Annotated in this window: 21 protein-coding genes; 9 read left to right on the top strand and 12 right to left on the bottom strand. The window is 56.3% G+C overall.

Annotated elements, in window-relative coordinates; all coding sequences use genetic code 11:
• Window positions 1-45 precede the first annotated feature (45 nt).
• From lpdA to sdhC, 7 genes are all read right to left on the bottom strand, one after another.
• Window positions 46-1,500 (bottom strand): dihydrolipoyl dehydrogenase, encoded by a 1,455-nt coding sequence (lpdA, locus tag ACW8F6_RS13720; RefSeq protein ID WP_491576445.1) that lies wholly within the window; start codon window positions 1,498-1,500, stop codon window positions 46-48.
• Between the two features lie 65 nt (window positions 1,501-1,565).
• Window positions 1,566-2,783 carry a 2-oxoglutarate dehydrogenase complex dihydrolipoyllysine-residue succinyltransferase gene (gene odhB / locus ACW8F6_RS13715; protein WP_491576444.1) on the bottom strand — a complete coding sequence of 406 codons (1,218 nt, stop codon included), beginning with the start codon at window positions 2,781-2,783 and terminating at the stop codon, window positions 1,566-1,568.
• 41 nt (window positions 2,784-2,824) lie between these two features.
• Window positions 2,825-5,659: a 2-oxoglutarate dehydrogenase E1 component gene (locus tag ACW8F6_RS13710; protein ID WP_491576443.1), complete on the bottom strand. Its 2,835-nt coding sequence runs from the start codon at window positions 5,657-5,659 to the stop codon at window positions 2,825-2,827.
• A 472-nt stretch (window positions 5,660-6,131) separates the two neighbouring features.
• Complete coding sequence (locus ACW8F6_RS13705; protein ID WP_491576442.1) at window positions 6,132-6,836, bottom strand: succinate dehydrogenase iron-sulfur subunit; 705 nt, start codon at window positions 6,834-6,836, stop codon at window positions 6,132-6,134.
• Window positions 6,837-6,854: 18 nt separating this feature from the next.
• Window positions 6,855-8,624, bottom strand: coding sequence for a succinate dehydrogenase flavoprotein subunit (sdhA, locus tag ACW8F6_RS13700; protein ID WP_491576441.1), 1,770 nt, complete (start codon window positions 8,622-8,624; stop codon window positions 6,855-6,857).
• A 3-nt stretch (window positions 8,625-8,627) separates the two neighbouring features.
• Window positions 8,628-8,996 (bottom strand): succinate dehydrogenase, hydrophobic membrane anchor protein, encoded by a 369-nt coding sequence (gene sdhD / locus ACW8F6_RS13695; protein WP_491576440.1) that lies wholly within the window; start codon window positions 8,994-8,996, stop codon window positions 8,628-8,630.
• On the bottom strand, window positions 8,990-9,364 hold the full coding sequence (sdhC, locus tag ACW8F6_RS13690) for a succinate dehydrogenase, cytochrome b556 subunit (RefSeq protein ID WP_491576439.1): 375 nt from the start codon (window positions 9,362-9,364) through the stop codon (window positions 8,990-8,992). The genes sdhD and sdhC overlap by 7 nt, the downstream gene beginning before the upstream one ends.
• 475 nt (window positions 9,365-9,839) lie before the next feature.
• Between sdhC and gltA the strand changes: the two genes are divergently transcribed.
• Window positions 9,840-11,126, top strand: coding sequence for a citrate synthase (gene gltA, locus ACW8F6_RS13685; RefSeq protein ID WP_491576438.1), 1,287 nt, complete (start codon window positions 9,840-9,842; stop codon window positions 11,124-11,126).
• Between the two features lie 201 nt (window positions 11,127-11,327).
• Window positions 11,328-11,954, top strand: a complete 627-nt coding sequence (gene msrA, locus ACW8F6_RS13680; RefSeq protein ID WP_491576437.1) for a peptide-methionine (S)-S-oxide reductase MsrA — start codon at window positions 11,328-11,330, stop codon at window positions 11,952-11,954.
• Between the two features lie 5 nt (window positions 11,955-11,959).
• Here the strand turns inward: msrA and ACW8F6_RS13675 are convergent, their stop codons facing one another.
• The 4 genes from ACW8F6_RS13675 to ACW8F6_RS13660 are packed head-to-tail and all read right to left on the bottom strand — an operon-like array spanning window position 11,960 to window position 14,762.
• Complete coding sequence (locus ACW8F6_RS13675) at window positions 11,960-12,829, bottom strand: sulfurtransferase (protein WP_491576436.1); 870 nt, start codon at window positions 12,827-12,829, stop codon at window positions 11,960-11,962.
• A gap of 16 nt (window positions 12,830-12,845) precedes the next feature.
• Window positions 12,846-13,148: an EscU/YscU/HrcU family type III secretion system export apparatus switch protein gene (locus ACW8F6_RS13670; RefSeq protein WP_491576435.1), complete on the bottom strand. Its 303-nt coding sequence runs from the start codon at window positions 13,146-13,148 to the stop codon at window positions 12,846-12,848.
• Entirely contained in the window at window positions 13,141-14,631 is a 1,491-nt protein-coding gene (gene fliK / locus ACW8F6_RS13665; protein ID WP_491576434.1) for a flagellar hook-length control protein FliK, read from the bottom strand. The genes ACW8F6_RS13670 and fliK overlap by 8 nt, the downstream gene beginning before the upstream one ends.
• Window positions 14,628-14,762, bottom strand: a complete 135-nt coding sequence (locus ACW8F6_RS13660) for a hypothetical protein (RefSeq protein WP_491576433.1) — start codon at window positions 14,760-14,762, stop codon at window positions 14,628-14,630. Before ACW8F6_RS13660 ends, fliK begins: the two co-directional genes overlap by 4 nt.
• A 165-nt stretch (window positions 14,763-14,927) precedes the next feature.
• Here ACW8F6_RS13660 and ccmA point away from each other — a divergent pair, with 165 nt between their 5' ends.
• The 7 genes from ccmA to ACW8F6_RS13625 are packed head-to-tail and all read left to right on the top strand — an operon-like array spanning window position 14,928 to window position 20,229.
• Window positions 14,928-15,545: a cytochrome c biogenesis heme-transporting ATPase CcmA gene (gene ccmA / locus ACW8F6_RS13655; RefSeq protein WP_491576432.1), complete on the top strand. Its 618-nt coding sequence runs from the start codon at window positions 14,928-14,930 to the stop codon at window positions 15,543-15,545.
• On the top strand, window positions 15,542-16,225 hold the full coding sequence (gene ccmB / locus ACW8F6_RS13650; RefSeq protein ID WP_491576431.1) for a heme exporter protein CcmB: 684 nt from the start codon (window positions 15,542-15,544) through the stop codon (window positions 16,223-16,225). The genes ccmA and ccmB overlap by 4 nt, the downstream gene beginning before the upstream one ends.
• A 38-nt stretch (window positions 16,226-16,263) precedes the next feature.
• Window positions 16,264-17,010, top strand: a complete 747-nt coding sequence (locus ACW8F6_RS13645) for a heme ABC transporter permease (RefSeq protein WP_491576430.1) — start codon at window positions 16,264-16,266, stop codon at window positions 17,008-17,010.
• Window positions 17,007-17,231, top strand: a complete 225-nt coding sequence (gene ccmD, locus ACW8F6_RS13640) for a heme exporter protein CcmD (RefSeq protein WP_491576429.1) — start codon at window positions 17,007-17,009, stop codon at window positions 17,229-17,231. The genes ACW8F6_RS13645 and ccmD overlap by 4 nt, the downstream gene beginning before the upstream one ends.
• Window positions 17,232-17,245: 14 nt before the next feature.
• Window positions 17,246-17,722, top strand: a complete 477-nt coding sequence (ccmE, locus tag ACW8F6_RS13635; protein WP_491576428.1) for a cytochrome c maturation protein CcmE — start codon at window positions 17,246-17,248, stop codon at window positions 17,720-17,722.
• Window positions 17,712-19,706 carry a heme lyase CcmF/NrfE family subunit gene (locus ACW8F6_RS13630; protein ID WP_491576427.1) on the top strand — a complete coding sequence of 665 codons (1,995 nt, stop codon included), beginning with the start codon at window positions 17,712-17,714 and terminating at the stop codon, window positions 19,704-19,706. The genes ccmE and ACW8F6_RS13630 overlap by 11 nt, the downstream gene beginning before the upstream one ends.
• Window positions 19,693-20,229 (top strand): DsbE family thiol:disulfide interchange protein, encoded by a 537-nt coding sequence (locus tag ACW8F6_RS13625; protein ID WP_491576426.1) that lies wholly within the window; start codon window positions 19,693-19,695, stop codon window positions 20,227-20,229. Before ACW8F6_RS13630 ends, ACW8F6_RS13625 begins: the two co-directional genes overlap by 14 nt.
• A 42-nt stretch (window positions 20,230-20,271) precedes the next feature.
• On the opposite strand, the gene ACW8F6_RS13620 is transcribed toward ACW8F6_RS13625, so the two are convergent.
• Window positions 20,272-20,536 (bottom strand): hypothetical protein (locus tag ACW8F6_RS13620; protein ID WP_491576425.1); only part of this gene is annotated, 265 nt, incomplete at its 5' end.

The raw sequence follows: 20,536 nt of genomic DNA, 5'->3' as shown, positions 1-20,536 counted from the left end.
GACCCCCTGATGTGCCTCGTGTGAGGCGTTTACGCCGTATTGTTATTATTTGCGCTTTTTGCGGTTGGCGATGTGAATGGCGTGACCATTCGCCGCCAGGGCCGCTTCTTTAACCGCCTCGGACAGAGTCGGGTGACCAAAAATAGTCATGCCAATGTCTTCGGCGGAGGAGCCGAATTCCATGGCGATGGCAACCTGCTGCACCAAATCGGCAGCAGACGGACCAACAATGTGGGCACCCAACACGCGATCTGTGTCGGCGTGCGCCAGAATTTTCACCATCCCGCCGGTTTCGTTGGCGGCCATGGCGCGACCGCTGGCGGCGAAGGGGAAAACACCTACGTTGTAGGGTTCGCCTTCCGACTTCAGCTGCTCTTCGGTTTTACCCACCGATGCCACTTCTGGGTGGGTATAAATAACGTTGGGGATAATATCGTAGTTCACTATGCTCTTTTGGCCAGCGATACGCTCGGCAACCACCACGCCTTCTTCACTGCCTTTGTGGGCCAGCATGGGGCCGCGCACCACGTCGCCAATGGCCCATACACCGGGTGCCGAGGTAGAACACAGGTCATTGACATAGATGAAGCCGCGCTCGTCCAGGTTGACGCCACTGTCGGCCGACAGCAGGTTCTGGGTGAAGGGGCGGCGGCCTACACAGACGATCAGCTTGTCGAACACTTCTTTCTGCTCGTTGCCATCGGCGTCGGTGAAGGTCACGGTAACGGTTTTCTTCTTGCCTTTACCGGTCACTTCGCTACCGGTAACCCGGCAATTCAGGCGAATATCCAGGCCCTGTTTTTCCAGAATTTTCTTGGATTCTTTGGCAATTTGCTGGTCCATCATGGCCAGGAAGTTGGGCATGGCCTCTAACAGCACCACTTTGGAACCCAAGCGGTTCCACACAGAGCCGAGTTCCAAACCGATCACGCCGGCGCCAATCACGCCCAGCCGCTCGGGTACGCTGTCGATTTCCAGGGCGCCCGTGGAGTCCAGGATCACGTCGTTGTCCACAGGTGCTACGGGAATATTCACGGGGATAGAGCCAGAGGCCAAAATGACGTTGTCGGCGGACAGGGTTTGCACCTTACCTTCAAAATCAGTCACTTCGACCACGCGGTTGGCCAGTAATTTACCGGTGCCGTAAAAAGAGGTGACGCCGTTGGCCTTGAACAGGCCGGCAATGCCGCCGGTCAGCTGCTTCACGATGGCCGCTTTGCGGGCGATCATGGAGGGCACGTCAATTTTTACGTCTTTGGTGCTGATACCGTGAATGCCCAGGTCTTCTTTGGCTTCGTGGTATTTGTAAGAGCTGTCTAGCAGCGCCTTGGAGGGAATGCAGCCCACGTTCAGGCAGGTGCCGCCATTGACGCCTTTACCTTCGGCGTTTTGCCACTTTTCGATACAGGCGGTTTTCAAACCCAGTTGCGCGGCGCGAATGGCAGCAACATAACCTGCAGGGCCGGAACCGATCACGATTACGTCAAATTTGTCAGACATGTTTTGTCCTCAATTCTAAAAGTGTAGGGGGCTGTTGCCCCCGAAAAAAGGTGTGCAGCAGAGGATTAAATTTCCAGCAGGATGCGGGCCGGGTCTTCAATCATGTCTTTGATGGCTACCAGGAACTGTACCGCATCTTTACCATCAATGAGGCGATGATCGTATGACAGTGCCAGGTACATCATGGGGCGAATTTCTACTTTACCGTTCACGGCCATGGGGCGCTCTTGGATCTTATGCATACCCAAAATGGCGGTTTGCGGGGGGTTCAGAATGGGGGTAGACATGAGCGAGCCGAACACGCCGCCATTGGTAATTGTGAAGGTGCCGCCCATCATGTCGTTCATGCCCAGCTTGCCATCGCGCGCGCGCAAGCCAAAGTCGCGAATGGTGTTTTCCACATCGGCCAGGCCCATGTGTTCCGTGTTGCGCAGTACCGGTACCACCAGGCCCTTCTCGGTGGAGACCGCTACACCAATATCCTGATAGCCGTGGTAAACCACGTCGTTACCGTCGATGGAGGCGTTTACAGCGGGGAAGCGACGCAGCGCTTCGGCGGCGGCTTTAACGAAAAAGCCCATGAAACCCAAGCGGGTGCCATTGTGGGATTTTTCGAACTGATCCTTGTACTTTTTGCGCAGCTCCATCACGGGGCCCATGTCCACTTCGTTAAATGTGGTGAGCATGGCTGTGGATTGGCTGGCTTCCAGCAGGCGCTCGGCAATGCGCGCGCGCATGCGCGACATAGGTACGCGTTTTTCGGTGCGCTCGCCGGCAGGCATTTCAACGGCGCCACTGTTGCTGGCCGGTGCTGCGGCCGGGGCGGGGGCAGCCGGTGCCGAGCCGCCTTTCAGGTGATCGATCACATCGCCTTTGGTGACGCGACCGCCTTTGCCCGAGCCTTCGACGGCGCCCACATTGACGTTGTTTTCGCTCGCCATTTTGCGGGCAGATGGATTGACGAGTTTTTCGTCACTGCCACTGGCTGCAGCGGCCGGTGCTACGGCTGCTTCTTGCTTGGGTGCACTGTCGGCACTGGGTGCAGCGCCTTCTTCGAGCCGTGCGATGACTTCGTTGCTGAGAATAGTGTCGCCTTCGTCTTTTACGATTTCAACTAATACGCCGTCGGCAGGCGCTACCACTTCCAGCACCACTTTGTCGGTTTCGATGTCCACAATCAGCTCATCGCGGCTAACGGCTTCGCCAGCTTTTTTATGCCAGGTGGCGATGGTGCCATCGGGGACTGACTCGGGGAACTGCGGTGCTTTGATTTCGATACTCATTGTCTTTGATCCTTAGCCTTGGCCAAATCTGTAAGCGACGGTTACTTAACGGTTAGCGCGTCGTCGATGAAACGGTTCTGTTCTTCCAGGTGCGTAGACATATAACCCGCTGCTGGCGCTGCTGAGGCTTCGCGACCGGCGAAGTTCAGGTACGCTTTGGGTGAAATGTTAGCAATTACCCGGCGCATGTGATGCTGGCTGGAATACCAGGCACCCTGGTTCATGGGCTCTTCCTGACACCAGACATAGTCAGTTAACTTGCCGTAGGGTTTCAGGGCAGCCACCAGCTCCTCTTCGGGGAAGGGATAGAGCTGTTCCAGTCGTACCAGTGCCACATCTTCTTGTCCGCGCTCCATGCGAGCTTCCAGCAGGTGGTAGTACACCTTGCCAGAGCACAAGACCACACGCTTCACCTTTTTGGGGTTGACTGTGGTGTCGGCCAGCACATTGTGGAAGTGGCCATTGGCCAGCTCTTCCAGCGTGGAGGTGGCCAGCTTGTGGCGCAGAATCCATTTGGGGCTCATGACCACCAGCGGGCGGCGCATGGGGCGCACGGCCTGACGACGGAGCATGTGGAAAACCTGCGCCGGCGTGGTGGGGATACAGATTTGAATATTGTGTTCGGCGCACAACTGCATAAAGCGCTCGAGTCGCGCCGAAGAGTGTTCAGGACCTTGGCCTTCGTAACCGTGCGGCAGCAACATAGTTAAGCCACACAAACGGCCCCACTTGTGCTCGCCCGAGGTAATGAACTGATCGATAACCACCTGCGCACCGTTGGCAAAGTCACCAAACTGGGCTTCCCAGATGACGAGTGCGTTGGGCGTGGTGGTGGCATAACCGTACTCAAAGGCCAGCACGGCTTCCTCTGACAATAGCGAGTCAAAGATGTCGAAGGGTGGCTGGTCTTCCGAAAGATTTTGCAAGGGCACATAGCGCGAGGCATCTTTTTGGCTGTGTACCACGGCGTGGCGGTGCGAGAAGGTGCCGCGACCCACGTCCTGACCGGTTAGGCGCACTCGGATGCCATCTTCCAGAATGGTGGCGTAAGCCAAGGTTTCGGCCATGCCCCAATTAATGGGCAGGGCGCCGCTCGCCATTTTCTTACGGTCTTCGTAAATCTTAGATACCTGCCGTTGCACCACGACACCGTCGGGAATTGCGCAGGTTTTTTGCGCAATTTGCTGCAGGCGTTTGATATCTACGCGGGTGTCGCCCTCGGCGGTCCAGTCGTGGCCAATGTAGGGTGTCCAGTCCACAAATAATGACTTATCCGGCTCGCTCACCAGGCCGCTGGCCACGTGTTCGCCGCGATCGAGCGCCGCGCGGTATTCGTCTGCCATGGCTTGCGCCTGCGCTTCGGTGAGTACACCTTCTTTAACTAAATGCTCGGCGTAAAGCGTGCGGCTGGACTTGTGGCTGCGAATCTTTTTGTACATCAACGGCTGCGTAGCCGAGGGTTCGTCGGTCTCGTTGTGGCCGCGACGGCGGTAACCCACCAGATCAATCACGACATCTTTCTTAAACTCGTAGCGGTAATCCATGGCTAAGAGTGTGACAAACATCACGGCCTCTGGATCATCGGCGTTGACGTGGAAGATCGGGGTTTCAATCATTTTGGCCACGTCGGTGCAGTACTCGGTGGAGCGCGCATCTTCGCGGAAACTGGTTGTGAAGCCCACCTGGTTGTTCAATACCACATGCAACGTGCCGCCGGTTTTGTAAGCGCGCGTTTGCGACATTTGGAAGGTTTCCATCACCACACCTTGACCGGCAAAGGCGGCGTCGCCGTGTACCACAATGGGCACGACTTTATTGCCCACTGGGTCAGAGCGGCGATCTTGGCGGGCGCGTACAGAGCCTTCAACCACGGGCGATACAATTTCAAGGTGCGAGGGGTTAAAGGCCATGGCGATGTGCACTTCGCCACCGGGGGTCATGATGTTAGATGAAAAGCCCTGGTGGTATTTCACGTCGCCGGAGGTGGTAACCAGCTTCTTGCCTTCAAATTCTTCGAACAGCTCGGAGGGCTTTTTGCCAAACACGTTGACCAGTGTGTTCAAGCGGCCGCGGTGTGCCATACCCAGTACGATTTCTTTGGCACCGTGGGCACCGGCACTTTTAACCAGGCCGTCGAGCAGCGGAATCATCGCTTCGCCACCTTCCAGACCAAAGCGCTTGGTGCCGGGGTATTTAGAATCCAGATGGCGTTCCAGTCCTTCGGCCGCGGTGAGGCGCTCTAGAATATTGAGCTTAATGTCATTGCTGTAGGCGGGCTTGGAGCGGGCGGATTCCAGACGCTGCTGCAACCACTGCTTCTCGGCGAAGTTGGTGATGTGCATGATCTCTGGGCCAATGTGACCGCAGTAGGTTCTTTCCAGCACGTCGATAATTTCGCGCAGCGGCGCTTCATCTTTACCGATAAACAGGTTCCCGGTCTGAAACACTGTGTCGAGATCAGCAGGCGTTAAGCCGTGGAAGCTGAGTTCCAAATCTGGAATGTGTTCGCGTTGCATCAAACCCAGTGGATCTAGCTTGGCGCGCTGGTGGCCGCGAAAGCGATACGAGCTGATCAGCTGAACCACCTTGACCTGTTTGCGCTCGTGTTCAATGTTCGCGCCGCCAGAGCCGGGTGCGGCGATGGGGCGAGCGCGATTTTTGCCGAGCAGTTCAAAGTGCTCGCGAATCACGGAGTGAGGGGTGTCTTGCACAACCACACCGTCGACGCGGGGCAGCTGCTCAAAATAGCGGCGCCACTCCTCCGACACGGCATTCGGGTCGTGTAAATAGGTATCGTAAAGATCTTCTACATAGGCCGTATTCCCATCGGAGATATGGGAAGACTTCCTGAGCAGCTCCAACATGCTTTCTTGCATTTTACCCACCTGGTCGATGGGGCATTGTCTAGCTGTGAGGGCTGGAGTCAACGCCGCGCAAATCGCTTTGCATAGGCGCGCCTGCTTTCCTGATCAGTTTCCACCGATCGAGCGGTTACCCCATGAAAGCAGTGACTGTCGATCGTCGCTCTCACAGATAGATCGGGTTTTACCCGACATACCCCTGCTACTTACTAGCGTCAAAACTAGTTGTTTCATATGCAGTCTCTTTTGGAGCTGCACTGTTTAGTTCACCTGCGTCGGCAAGCCGCGCAAATAATTTCTTAGTAGGGCGTAAAACACCTTCACCGGCTGTTGAGCCATTGGGGCGTCTTGCACCTGGGTTCCGCACCTTTTCAGACCATTCAATGAATGGTGGGTATGCCGCGTGTGTTTTTTTATGACTAACCCCCAGCCCGAGGGCAGGGGGTTAGTGCGGCACTACACTTGCGCGGGCATTGCCCGCCGCTGTTTATACAGCTCTTTGTAACAACATATTGCGTATGTGGCCGATTGCGCGCGTTGGGTTCAAGCCCTTAGGGCAAACGGCAACACAGTTCTGGATACCGTGGCAGCGGAAAACGCTAAACGGATCGTCCAGTTTAGACAGCCGGTCTTCGGTTGCATTGTCGCGGCTATCTGCCAAGAAGCGGTAGGCTTGCAGCAGGCCGGCCGGGCCAATGAACTTGTCTGGGTTCCACCAGAATGATGGGCAGCTGGTTGAGCAGCAAGCGCAAAGTATGCACTCGTAAAGGCCGTCCAGCTTTTCGCGCTCTTCCGGTGACTGCAAACGCTCAATGGCGGGTGCAGGTGTATCGTTTTGCAAGTAGGGCTGCACCTTTTTGTACTGGTCGTAGAACTGTGTCATGTCGATGACCAGATCGCGGATGACCGGTAAGCCGGGCAGTGGGCGCAGTACTAGCTTGTTGTTTTTCACGCATTCAGACAGCGGCATGATACAGGCTAAACCGTTTTTGCCGTTGATGTTCATGCCATCTGAACCGCAAACGCCTTCGCGGCAGGAGCGACGATAGGCCAGCGATGCATCTTGAGACTTAATTTGCTCCAGTACGTCCAGCACCATCAAGTCTTTGCCCTGGGTGTCCACCTCATAGGTTTGCATATGAGGGGCTTTGTCCGACTCAGGGTTATAGCGATAAATTTCTACTTTTAACATATTCACCATTCCCCAGACTTAGTAAGTACGAGCTTTGGGCTCGAACGCTTCCATGGTTTTCGGCGTGAAGTTCACATCGCGCTTGGAGACGCGCTTATCCACGGGGAAGAACATGGAGTGGCACAGCCAGTTGGCATCGTCGCGCTCTTGGAAATCTTCCCGAGCGTGGGCGCCGCGCGATTCTTTGCGCTCTTCGGCGGTAATGGCCGTTGCCTCGGCCACTTCCAGCAGGTTTTGCAGCTCAAGGGCTTCGATACGCGCTGTGTTAAAGGCGTTGCTCTTGTCGGTAATGGCCACGTTTTCAATGCGTGGGCGCAGTTCCGCCAGCTTTTTGATGCCTTCTTTCATGAACTCACCATTGCGGAATACACCAAAGTGATTCTGCATAATGGTTTGCAGCTCCTTGCGCAGCGCCGGGGCGCTTTCACCGCTAGTGGAGGTGTTGACCTTGTTCAGACGGGCCATGGCTCGCTCGATGTCGCTGTCGGTAGCCGCTTTGTGCTCTACGCCTTCGCGCAGGGCTTTTTCAATATATAGACCCGAGGCGCGACCAAATACGACCAGATCCAGGAGCGAGTTACCGCCCAGACGGTTGGCGCCGTGTACGGATACACAAGCCACCTCACCACAGGCGTAGAAACCGTCGATGACAGTATCTTTGCCGTCTACCTGGGTCAATGCTTGGCCGTGAACATTTGTAGGGATACCGCCCATCATATAGTGACAGGTGGGCACCACGGGAATGGGCTCCTTGACCGGGTCCGCGTGCGCGAAGGTGCGCGACAGCTCGCAAATACCCGGCAGGCGGCTTTCCAGCACTTCTTCGCCCAGGTGATCCAGCTTCAGGAATACGTGGTCGCCTTCTTCGCCACAACCGTTGCCGGCCAGAATTTCCAATACCATGGAGCGGGCTACAACGTCGCGCGAAGCCAGGTCTTTGGCGTTGGGCGCGTAGCGTTCCATGAAGCGCTCGCCGTGCTTGTTGATCAGATAGCCACCTTCACCGCGGCAACCCTCGGTAACGAGAACACCCGCGCCGGCGATTCCGGTGGGGTGGAACTGCCACATTTCGATGTCCTGCACAGGGAAGCCCGCGCGCAGGGCCATGCCAATGCCGTCACCGGTATTGATGTGGGCGTTGGTGGTAGAGGCGTAGATGCGACCCGCACCGCCGGTGGCAAATACGGTGGCTTTGGATTTCACGTAAACCACTTCGCCGTCTTCGATGTTGATGGCGATTACGCCTACCACAGCGCCGTCGGCATTTTTAACCAAATCTACCGCGAACCACTCGTTCAAGAACACGGTGTTGTTCTTCACATTGTTCTGGTACAGGGTGTGCAACAGGGCGTGACCGGTGCGGTCAGCCGCGGCGCAGGTGCGAGCGGCCTGGCCACCTTTACCGAAATCTTTGGACTGCCCCCCAAACGGGCGCTGGTAGATGCGGCCTTCTTCGGTGCGGGAGAAGGGCAGGCCCATGTGTTCCAGCTCGAATACGGCTTCTGGACCCACGGAACACATGTACTCGATGGCGTCCTGGTCGCCGATGTAATCGGAACCTTTAACTGTGTCGTACATGTGCCAGCGCCAGTCATCCTGTGGGTCTGAGCTGGCGATGGCACAGGTGATACCACCTTGGGCGGACACTGTGTGCGAGCGGGTGGGGAATACTTTGGTGATAACGGCGGTTTTGTAGCCAGACTGGGCCAGCTGCAGCGCCGCGCGCATGCCAGCACCGCCACCGCCGATGACGATACCGTCAAATGAAATCGTACGCATATTAGACATTGATTAAGCTCCCCACAGAATTTCAATTCCCCAGACCACATAGGTCAGGGTGACCACGCCCAGAATCACTTGCGCAACTAACCGCAGTACGGTGGCTTTTGCGCCCATCAGGCGGTTGGTGAGGTAGTCGGTCAATACAGCCCACAGGCCGATCCAGGCGTGTGCAGCAATAGACAGTAGGGTGGCCAGTGTGAAAATGCGCATCCACAGCTGGTTGTACAGCCCCTGCCAAATTTCAAAGCTCATTTCTGGCGTGTTAACAATGAAACCCACCAAAAAGATGGTGTAGGCAGCCATGACCACGGCGCTTACGCGCTGAATCAACCAATCGTACAGGCCGCTGCGGCCAAAACTCGTTACGGCAGTTACCATATCCAAACCCCCAGTGCAGCTATAATAATGACGGCCAATGCTAAGGCGATCTTGGCACCGATCCGACCACCTTCCAGGCTCTCGCCCACGCCGGTGTCCATAATCAGGTGACGAATGCCTGCGACCACGTGATACGCAAGCGCGGCCAGAGTGGCCCACAGGATCAGCTTGCAAAGCGGGCTTTGGAAGTGCTCCTTAATTTCGGCAAAGCTAGACTCGGACGCCAGGCTGGCTTCCAGCATCCACAGCAGTACAGCAACGCCTGCAAATAGGACGACGCCAGAAACGCGGTGAAGGATGGAGACGATAGCAGTGATGGGAAGTTGAATAGTGGAGATGTCGAGATTAACAGGTCTGTTTTTGTTCACGTTAAGTCACACCTTTTTGCCCATAAAACGGGCGGTTCGAGAAAGTCTGCACAGCGCACAATCTCTCTAGCATAGGTAGCAATGAGGTAATTAACCAGCTACCCCCCCTGCAAGACGCGCGAAATTATAAGGATGCGACATTTAAATTACAAACGAAATCCGGCACTTATGTGCCCATTTTACGGGGCTTTCGCCGAAATGGCCGTTTGCGGCCGGCGGGTAAAATCTCCGGTCGGTGGATTGCTGCGCGGTTTGGTTACTTTGTGTTCGGCGTGCACCAAAACAGGCGCCAAATCTGGGTTTGGGCCAGTTTTGGTGCAGCCATCTATAATCGACTATCTATTTGACAAAAACGAACTTAACTTTATAGTTGTGCCCGCTCTAAAGTCCGCTCACGGCCATTAGTGCTATATAAGAGGGTATGCAAGCCCCGGAAGAAGAGACGATTACAACTTGCAGATATAGGAGTCCCAAGATGGCTGAGAAGAAAGCACAACTGGTAGTAGAGGGGCGCGACCCCATTGATCTACCTATTTATTCCGGTTCTACCGGTCCAGACGTCATCGACGTCAGCAGCCTAACGGCCAATGGGTACTTCACCTACGATCCCGGCTTTATGTCGACGGCGTCTTGTGATTCCAAGCTGACCTTTATCGATGGCGCCAATGGCGTACTGCTGCACGGCGGCTATCCCATTGAGCAGCTGGCAGATAAGTCAGACTATTTGGAAACTTGCTACTTATTGCTGAATGGCGAGCTGCCCAATGCACAGCAAAAAGAGGAGTTTGTGGATACCATCATGCGTCACACCATGGTGCACGAGTCCATTACTAACTTCTTCCGCGGCTTCCGCTACGATGCGCACCCAATGGCGATTATGGTAGGTGTTGTGGGTGCTTTGTCATCCTTTTACCACGACTCATTGGATATCAATAATCCCGAGCATCGCCTGATTTCAGCGCACCGTTTGATTGCCAAAATGCCCACTCTGGCGGCCATGTGCTACAAGCATCATATCGGTCAGCCGTTCATGTACCCCGACAACGATCTCGGCTACTCGGAAAATTTCCTGCACATGATGTTTGGTACGCCGTGCGACGATCCAGACGTGAATCCAGTACTGGCGCGCGCCATGGACAAAATCTTCCTGTTGCACGCCGACCACGAGCAGAATGCCTCCACATCAACCGTGCGTTTGGCGGGCTCCTCGGGCGCTAATCCCTTTGCTTGTGTGGCGGCGGGCATAGCGACTTTGTGGGGCCCGGCACACGGTGGCGCCAACGAGGCGGTACTGGAAATGCTAGAAGAAATTGGCTCTGTAGAGAACATCGACAAGTACATCGCCAAGGCAAAAGACAAGAGTGATCCATTCCGCTTGATGGGCTTCGGCCACCGCGTGTACAAGAACTTTGACCCGCGCGCCAAGGTGATGAAGGAGACCTGCGACGAAGTGTTAGCAGAGCTGGGTCTGGAAAATGATCCGCTGCTGGCCATCGCCAAGCGCTTGGAGCAAATCGCCTTGGAAGACGAGTACTTCATCGAGAAGAAACTCTATCCAAACGTGGACTTCTACTCGGGCATCATTATGAAGGCCATCGGTATTCCCACCGAGATGTTCACCGTGATTTTTGCCACCGGTCGCACGGTTGGCTGGATTGCCCACTGGAACGAAATGATTTCAAACCCCTACAAAATTGGCCGTCCGCGCCAGTTGTACACAGGTTACAACTCCCGCGACTTTGTGCCGTTAGACAAGCGTTAATCGACGCGCACCAAGCCCCGCATTTGCGGGGCTTTTTTTTGGGGCAACGGCCGAGACTTGGTGTGTGTAACGCGCACAAAAAAGCGGAGTCTACACTGTGAGCTGAGTCCGCTTAATCGTCTTGTGAGTGTTCCCCGGCGAGTTGTAGGCAGCCAGGGCTGTCGTTTTATCAACACCAAAACTTAATGCAGAGAGGTTGCAATGGGCAAAACACAGATGCCAACGGCAGACACCGCGCTCCCCGGGCGCAAGACGCCCCTGGAAATAACCGGAAAACACTACGTTAATGGGGTGGGTATTCAGCCGCCATTCCCCGAGGGTTTGGTGCAGGCCATGTTTGGCTTGGGGTGTTTTTGGGGGGCGGAACGGCGTTTTTGGCAACAGCCCGGTGTATATGCCACGGCCGTGGGCTACGCCGGCGGCTTTACGCCCAATCCCACCTACGAAGAAGTATGCAGCGGCGATACGGGTCACGCAGAGGTGGTATTAGTGGTGTTCGATCCCGCGCTTACCGATTACGACGCGCTGCTGAAAGTGTTCTGGGAAGTGCACGACCCCACCCAGGGTATGCGCCAGGGCAATGACTTGGGCACCCAATACCGCTCGGTGATTTACACCTATGGCGACCAGCAGTTGGCGCGCGCGCGCGCGACCTTTGCCAGTTTTCAGTCGGGCTTGCGAGCGGCGGGCAAGGGGGAAATTACTACTGAGATTGCACCTGCTCCGACGTTTTATTACGCCGAGGAATACCACCAGCAGTATCTGGCAAAAAATCCGGCGGGCTATTGTGGCCTGGCGGGTACTGGTGTGTGTTTAATGCCCGAATAACCAGTTCAGCCAGTGGCCACGCGCGCCTGCCGGTTGCTGCCTGGCGACTGGCTGTTGTCCACATAGCTGCACCAGTCGCTCCAGCTGCCAGGGTAGAGGCGGGCGGTCTTACCCGCGAGTGCCAATGCAAAAAGATTCACACAGGCGGTCACGCCGGAACCGCAATAAAGTACGGTGTTGTTGTCCGGTTCCGTCAGTCCCGCTTGTTCCCAGCGCTGAATTTGCGCGTCGGCAGATTTGACCTCGCCACTGTCTGCAATGGCGCCCAGCCAGGGTAGATTGCGCGCGCCTGGAATATGGCCTGCGATGGGATCGATGGGTTCGGTTGTGCCCAAATAGCGCGGCGCTTCTCGGCAGTCGACCAATTGAAGCGCTGGCCATTGCGCCAATAATTCCGCGTGATTAATGGTGGGCATTTGCCCAGGCGAAAGGCTCAGTTTGCCGGCCGGCGCAGAAGGGCTGGCGGTTCCTCCTTCAGTGGGTAAGTTGTGCGCCTGCCACGCGGGCCAGCCCCCGTTGAGTAAGCTCACCTTGTCGATGCCGCCATGGCGCAGCAACCACCAGGCGCGACAGGCGAAAGACCCGTTACTGGCGTCGTAAACGATGAAATGGCTGTCGTTGTTGGCGCCCAGGCCGGCCAGTTTCTGCGCGAGCGCATTGAAGTCGGGCAGAGGGTGGCGACCGCCGTGCTTACCCGCGGGACCGGACAGATCCCTGGCTAAATCGAGATGGTGTGCGCTGGGAATGTGGGCGGCTGTGTATTCGGCCAAGCCCGCCTGCGGATCGTTTAGGCTGTTGCGGCAATCCAGTACGATTGTCGGTGCGTCAGTGTGCAGTTGGGCGGCCAATTGTGGCGGCGTGATCAATGCGTTCATAGCCATTCCTTGCGAACTAAGTGTCGGTTTGTGGCGGTGTTTTGCCTTGCAGCTCGTAGGCAAAGGCCAGAATGTGTGCCACCGCGATATACAGCGCTTCCGGTATTTCGTCGTTGAGCTCCAGTTGCATGAGTAATTCTACCAGCTCGGTATTGTCGCACAGGGGTATGTCGTGATCCTGCGCAAGGCGTACAATTTCCTGCGCCAGGGCTTGCTCGCCTTTGGCGACAACTCTGGGGGCCTGTTCGCCATCGTAAAACAGTGCAACGGCTTTCTGAATGGCGGCTTCGGTAGCGGTTTGGGACGTAAAATCAGGCATGAGTATCCACGAGTGGGCTGTTGAGTTGGTTGGTGGGTTGGGGCAGCCGCCCCGCGTGGCATTGTATCGACCTAACTTTTAGCCCTCGGGCGCGAATTTTTTCTGCGAGTTGCGCCGCCTGGTCCTCAATCAGCGCTAGGGTTTCGGGTTGTTCCGCCCACAGGCTGCAATGCAGCTCCCCCTGAATAAACCGCACTCGCGCATCCAGTTGGCCGAGTTGCTCCAGCTGCAGGCTCAGTGTCACTTGCCACACGGGAATGGTCGGCTTGGCGGTGCGATTACCGGCTTGTGGATTGTCCTCCTCGGGTTGTTGCCAATATTTATGCAATTGTAGCGGCAGCGATAGCCAGTGCTGATCGTTGCGTGCGGGTAACTCCACAGTCAATCGCGTTTCGCCGGCGGGGCGCTCGTCGAGTAACTGGCTGAGCTGTTGCGTGACGATTTTGGCAAGCCATTGTTGGCCTAGCTCTTTGAGGGCCTGGAGCGCGGGTGTTGCGGGCGGCGGCTGATTGTTGGCGGGGTTGCCGCCCAAAAGTGAAAGCAGTTGCTGCATCAGCGGCGAGGCGGCGGTTTTTGGGTTGGGGCTCGCCGAGGTGTGGGCCAGCAATTGCCACAGCGTGAGTTTGCTGTCGGTATTGACGGTTGCTGTCTCCGCTTGTGCGCTTGCAAGCGCCCGACTCAATGTGGATTCTGTAAACAGGCCGGCGTCGCTCAGCGCCTGGCGCACTGTGTGCGTGGTTGGCGGTAGCGTCAATACGGTGTTCAGCAGTTGTGTGGTGGCCTGTGCGGCAGGCGATGGTAGCGCGGCGCTTGCCGATTGCAGTTGGGCCAATTTAGGTAGCAGTTGTGTCAGGGGTAATTGCCGTGGCAGCGCCTGACGCAGGGCGTGTGCCAGTGTGGCTTTGTTTGCCGGTGACAGTATTGGGTTTAGGGTATTGATGGTGCGCGCCGTGGCGGCTGTGGTGGGCGGCGCCATTGGCGAGCTGGCGTGTCGAGATTGCTCTGGTAGGCTGCTCGGATTGGTCTGGCTGGAGGGCGGCTGAGGCAGCAGCTGCAGGCCGCGTTCGCCAACCTGTACCTGTACTCTTTGTCCGGGTTTTAGGGGTTGGTCCGTAATGAGCGGTAGTTGGCTGTTGCCAATACGGGCTTGTACCAACAGTAATTGCGGGGCGGTCAATAATTTTGCCAGTAGGCGCGCCTCCAGAGTGGTTGTGTCCGATGGCGGTGCTGTTGACGCCGCCGCGGCCGGTGGCTGGGAGGCAGCATTGGGTAGGGCTTTGGCCCTTTGGCCCAGCAGCGGCCGTAAATTTTCAGTGGTAGCTGTTGCCAGATGCTGTTGGGCGGCTGCCAAGAGGCTGGAGGCCGGCGCCAAAGGTTTGGTTTCGGTCACCAGCGCCCAGAGGGCTGCGCCCGGGGCCAGTGCGGGGCGCGCGATCTGTGCGAGTGGCGTGCTCTGTGCCTGTGTGGCTTTAACATCGGTCATTGGGTGTCCATCATTCCCGGAAAGGTGGCCCGGCGGCGCCGGTCGAGGCGCGGCTGTTCCGCTCGGTTATCGGCCGAGCCAGCGTTCACCTGAAGGTCGATCAACGCACAGTGTGAAAGGCTCGAACCCATGATCTGCCCCTGTGGATCGGAATCCACCCGGTAACAGGTGAATGTCGGTGTCTTGGTGGTTATAATCCGGTACTTTTTTACGATGTGCCCTGTAAGTGGGCCCATCCCTAACTATAGCTGTTTGGCTGCCATCGGGCAGCGAGGCCCATCAATACGGATAACGACGTGCTAGCGCTACAGGATTTGAGTTGTGAACGCGATCACCGGCTGCTATTTGCCGGCTTGAGCGCCGAGTTCAACGCGGGCGAGATCTGGCACGTTGAAGGGCCCAATGGGGTGGGGAAAACCTCGCTGTTGCGGCAGATCACCGGTATTTCCCGTGAATATGGCGGGCGTATTCTTTGGCAGGGGCAGTCAGTGCAGGACTGCCGCTACCAGTTTGCCCAATCACTATTATTTATTGGCCACCAGCCCGGCGTGAAAAAAGCCCTTACTGCCCTAGAGAATTTGCGCTGTTATTGCCCCTTGGCCGACGATAATGCCCTGGTGCAAGCGCTGGCGGATACAGGTTTGTACGGATATGAATCCGTGCCGTGTTTTCGTTTATCTGCCGGCCAGTTACGGCGCGTAGCGTTGGCGCGACTGGCTCTGTCGGACGCGCCTTTGTGGGTGCTGGATGAACCTTTTACCGCGTTAGATGTAGATGCGGTGGCGGCTTTAGAACAGCAGTTAAGTGCGCATGCCGCGCGCGATGGTTGCATCCTGTTAACGTCCCATCAACCGCTACGCATTGCGGCTAAGACCTTGTCCCTAGGAGACTATGTGCCGGCGGTGGTGCAATGAGCCCGTCTCTGGGGCAAGCGCTGCGATTGCAGTGTAAAAAAGACCTGGCGCTGGCGCTGCGCGCGCGCAGTGACTGGGCCAATCCAATGATCTTTTTCGTATTGATTATTGCGCTACTGCCCTTGGGGATCGGCCCGGAGGCCAAGCAGTTAGCGAACATTGCGCCCGGTATGATTTGGATAGTGGCGCTGTTGGCGACTCTGCTTTCCCTCGACACCCTGTTCCGCTCAGATTGGGAGGACGGCAGCTTAGAGCAGCTGCTAATTTCGCCGCATCCGCTGTCGTTGTTGGTGATCAGTAAAATTGCGGTGCACTGGTTTTCCACGGGCTTGCCGTTAACCTTGCTATCGCCTTTATTGGGCGTGATGCTGTCGCTGCCGGCGGCGGGCTACCTACCGCTGATGTTGACGCTGTGCATCGGTACACTGTGTTTGAGTTTTATTGGTGCTGTGGGTGCCGCGCTAACGGTGGGGTTGCGATCGGGCGGGCTGTTAATTTCGCTGGTGATTATTCCTTTTTATGTCCCGGTGTTAATTTTTGGTGCCAGTGGTGTAACCCGGGCGGTGGCGGGATTTGCCTACCAGGGCCAGCTGGCTGTACTGGGTGCATTTTTAGCGATGGCCATTGCGGTGGCGCCCTTTGCGGTGGCAGCGGCGCTTCGAATTTCTAACGAAGGTTAATAACATGACAAGTTTCCTAGCGCAGGGGTGTTGGTAGCGTGAATTGGCAATGGTTTCATCGCCTGGGATCGCCCCGGTGGTTTTATGAGAAGACTGGCCGCTGGCTGCCGTGGTTGGCGGGCGTCACGGTGTTGTTGATGACTACAGGCTTGGTGTGGGGCCTGGCTTTTGCACCGGTAGACTACAAGCAAGGCAACAGCTTTCGCATCATTTACGTGCATGTGCCGGCGTCATTTTTGGCGCTGGCGGGCTATTACATTATGGCCATCAGTGGCGCGGTTGGGTATATCTGGAAAATGAAACTGGCAGATATGGTCATGAAGTCGGCGGCCCCGCTGGGTGCCGGCCTGACATTTCTGGCGCTGGTTTCCGGGGCGATCTGGGGCAAGCCGACCTGGGGGACTTACTGGGTCTGGGACGCGCGTATAACCTCTATGCTGGTGTTGTTTTTTTTATACCTGGGTGTGATGGCCTTGCAGGCGTCTTTTTCCAACCAGCAGCAGGCTGCGGGCGCGAGTACGGTGCTGGTATTGTTTGGTAGCCTGAATATTCCCATTATTTACAAATCGGTAGATTGGTGGCACTCGTTGCATCAGCCCGCCACCATTAAATTTACATCGGCCCCCAGTATGCACCCCGATATGTTTTATCCCTTGTTAGTGATGATTTTGGCAATGTACTGCTTTTATGCCCTGGTGCTCATATTGTTTACGCGCGCAGAAATTGTACACCGCGAGCGCCAAACCCGGTGGGTACAGGCCATGCAGGAGGCGCGCACACAATGACCTTCCAATTTGATTCATTGCAGGCGTTTTTGTATATGGATGGGCACGGGGTGTTCGTCTGGTCGGTAATGGCTATTTCGCTGACGGTATTTATTGGTCTGGTGGTCTGGCCCCTGCGGGCGCACCGGCAGGCGCTGTTAGAACAACAACGTTTGGCGCGCATAGATGAGGCGCGGCGCAAACAACAGGCGGTGTCTTCAGCGCCGACTCCGTCGAATTAATTCCGAGGTAATCCATGCACCCTGTTAGAAAACAACGACTGTTATTACTGACCTTTGTCCTAGTGTTCGGTTCGCTGGCAATTGGATTGGTGGTGTTTGCGTTGCGCGAAAATCTCAATCTCTTTTACCCGCCATCAAAGCTGGTTAACGGCGAAGCACCCATTGAGACAAGCATTCGCGGAGGCGGTTGTGTAGTGCCAGGCAGTGTCCGTCGCGATCAGGAATCCCTTAAAGTGAACTTTCGCATCACCGACGGTACCGCTGAAGTGGGCGTGCGATACCAGGGGATTTTGCCCGATTTATTTGCCGAAGGAGAGGCTGTTGTGGTGAATGGCGTATTGACCAAGGCGGGGGTATTTGAGGCCCGTGAAGTACTCGCCAAGCACGACGAAAATTACATGCCGCCGGAAGTGGCCGAGTCTATTGCTCAGAATGCCGATCAGGGCGCCGAGCACCAAAAAACCTGCGGAGTAATGTCTTATGATTCCTGAGATTGGACATTTTGCCTTGGTACTTGCCTTTGGCTTGTCGCTACTGTTGGCAATTGTGCCGCTGGTGGGGAGCTTCAATGGCAATGGACTTTGGATGCGCACGGCGCCGTCCATGGCCACCGGGATGTTTGTTTTTGTGGCGTTGGCGTTTGTTTGTTTGAGCTATGCGTTTGCCACTGACGATTTTTCTGTGGCCTATGTGGCCAGCAACTCCAACAGTCTGCTGCCCTGGTACTACAAGTTGAGTGCCGTCTGGGGTGGCCACGAGGGGTCGCTGTTGTTGTGGGTGTTGATTTTGGCTGTTTGGACTTGGGCAGTGGCGCTCAAGTCTACGCACATGCCCGAGGACATGCGCGCGCGGGTACTTGCCGTTATGGGCATGGTGGCCGTGGGTTTTTTAAGCTTTACGCTGCTGACCTCCAACCCTTTTGATCGACTATTACCAGGCGCGCCGGCCGAGGGCAGCGATCTGAACCCGCTACTGCAGGACTTTGGCTTAATTATTCACCCGCCCATGTTGTACATGGGCTACGTGGGCTTTTCCGTCAGCTTTGCATTTGCCATTGCCACCTTGATCTCAGGCCGTCTAGACAGCGCCTGGGCGCGCTGGTCTCGGCCATGGACGAATTTGGCGTGGGCTTTTTTAACCGTTGGTATTGCCCTCGGCAGCTGGTGGGCTTATTACGAATTGGGCTGGGGCGGTTGGTGGTTTTGGGACCCGGTGGAGAACGCATCGTTTATGCCTTGGCTCGCCGGCACGGCGTTGATGCACTCGCTAGCCGTGACTGAGAAGCGCGGGGTGTTTAAAAGCTGGACCTTACTTCTCGCTATTTTTACATTTTCCTTGAGCTTGCTCGGCACATTTTTAGTTCGCTCGGGCGTGTTGACGTCAGTGCACGCCTTTGCCACCGACCCGGAGCGCGGCCTATTTATATTGGCGTTTTTGTTGATCGTAGTGGGTGGTTCGCTGACCCTGTACGCTTTCCGGGCGCCCGCTGTGCGCAGCTCTGTGTCGTTTATGGGACTGTCGCGGGAGTGGTTCTTGCTGGCCAACAATGTATTGTTGGTGGTGGTGCTGTTTACCGTGCTGCTGGGCACGCTATACCCGTTATTTGCCGACGCCCTAGGGTGGGGGAAAATTTCCGTGGGCCCGCCGTACTTTAATACGTTTTTTATTCCGCTAATGGGCGTCTTGTGTGTGCTATTGGCCGTGGGACCTTTGACCAATTATAAGCGAACACCGGCGCACAAGTTGCTAAAGTGGCTGAGCTGGCCCTTCGCCGGTGCGCTGCTGTTGGGGGCTACATTGCCGCTACTTGCAGACGGTCCCTACCTTTGGCAGGCGGCTGTGGCCGTGGCCATTGCCAGCTGGATGGTGCTGGCAGCGGCACGGGATCTGCGCAATAAAGTGCGCAATCAGTCGAGCCTGTGGCTGGGCATTCAGCGATTGCCGTTGAGTTTTTTCAGTATGCACCTGGCCCATTTGGGTATGGCGGTCACCTTGATTGGCGTCAGTTTTGTGTCGCTCTATAACGAAGAGCGCGATGTGCGCATGGCCGCAGGCCAATCTTTGGACATCGACCGCTATCACTTTGAGCTGATCGAAATGCGCAAGCTGCGCGGTCCGAACTATATCGCGGACGAGGGCGTGGTCGAAGTAACTTATCGCGGCGAGCCGGTGGCGCATTTGCTACCGCAAAAGCGCCGCTACTTGTCGGGCGGAAATTTGATGACGGAGGCGGCCATCGACGCGGGCCTGTTCCGAGATATTTTTGTGGCGTTGGGCGAGCCCTTGGATAACGGCGATTGGGCGGTGCGCGTGCAAATCAAACCCTTTGTGCGCTGGATCTGGTTGGGCGCACTGTTCATGGGGATCGCCGGTGTGCTAACGCTGTGGGATAAGCGCTACCGTTTTGTGTCGTCCCGCATCGAGCCATCTAGCCCATCGACAACAGCGGAAGGAGTACCACTTGCAACGCCTTAAGTTATTTCTGCCATTGCTCGTGTTTGCCGGTTTGGCGCTGCTGTTCTGGCAGGGGCTAAAGCTAGACCCTAACGCCATGCCGTCTGCCTTGATTGATAGACCAGTCCCTCAGTTTACGCTGCCCACCTTGGCAGAAAATGGTGCGCCCGTTGACGAGCGTATTTTCAAGGGCCAGGTTACGCTGTTAAACGTGTGGGCCACTTGGTGTATTTCTTGCCGTGTGGAGCACCCCTATCTGAACAAATTAGCAGCCGAAGGCGTGCGCATTATCGGCCTTAATTACAAAGACGATGTGGTCGCGGCGAAAAAGTGGCTGAAAGATCTGCACAACCCCTATGAACTGTCGATTGTGGATGCCGATGGGCGAATGGGGTTGGATTTAGGGGTTTTCGGCGCCCCCGAAACCTATGTCGTCGATGCCCAGGGGGTTATTCGCTATAAACACGTGGGCGTTGTCGATGAGCGCGTGTGGCAGCGAGACATTGCACCGGTAGTGGCTCGACTGCAAACGTCGCTTCACTAGCGTTTCATTGACCCATATCAAGGTCTTTGGGGACCATAAGCGTCAAGCTAAGCACTGATTGGTGCAGGAGGCTGGCTTATGTATATCGACAGTGTTGTGGTGATGGGCGTTTTGGCGGTGTTGGCGACGTGTGTCGTGTTTTGGTCTGTGGGGCGCTATGTCTACCGGCACATAGTGGCGGAATTGCGCCCGCCCAAGTAGACGAGCCGCTTGGTAGGGCCAATCTACTGCAGCGGCGCTATCGCGCGCCGTGGAGGCCGGGTAGCTGGATACTCGTCCAGATTGGGCCGCGCGCGCCTGCAGCTTG

It is taken from the genome of Simiduia sp., assembly GCF_058345725.1.
The sequence above is the reverse complement of the archived record's forward strand: the minus strand, read 5'-3'. Positions and strand labels throughout refer to the sequence as shown.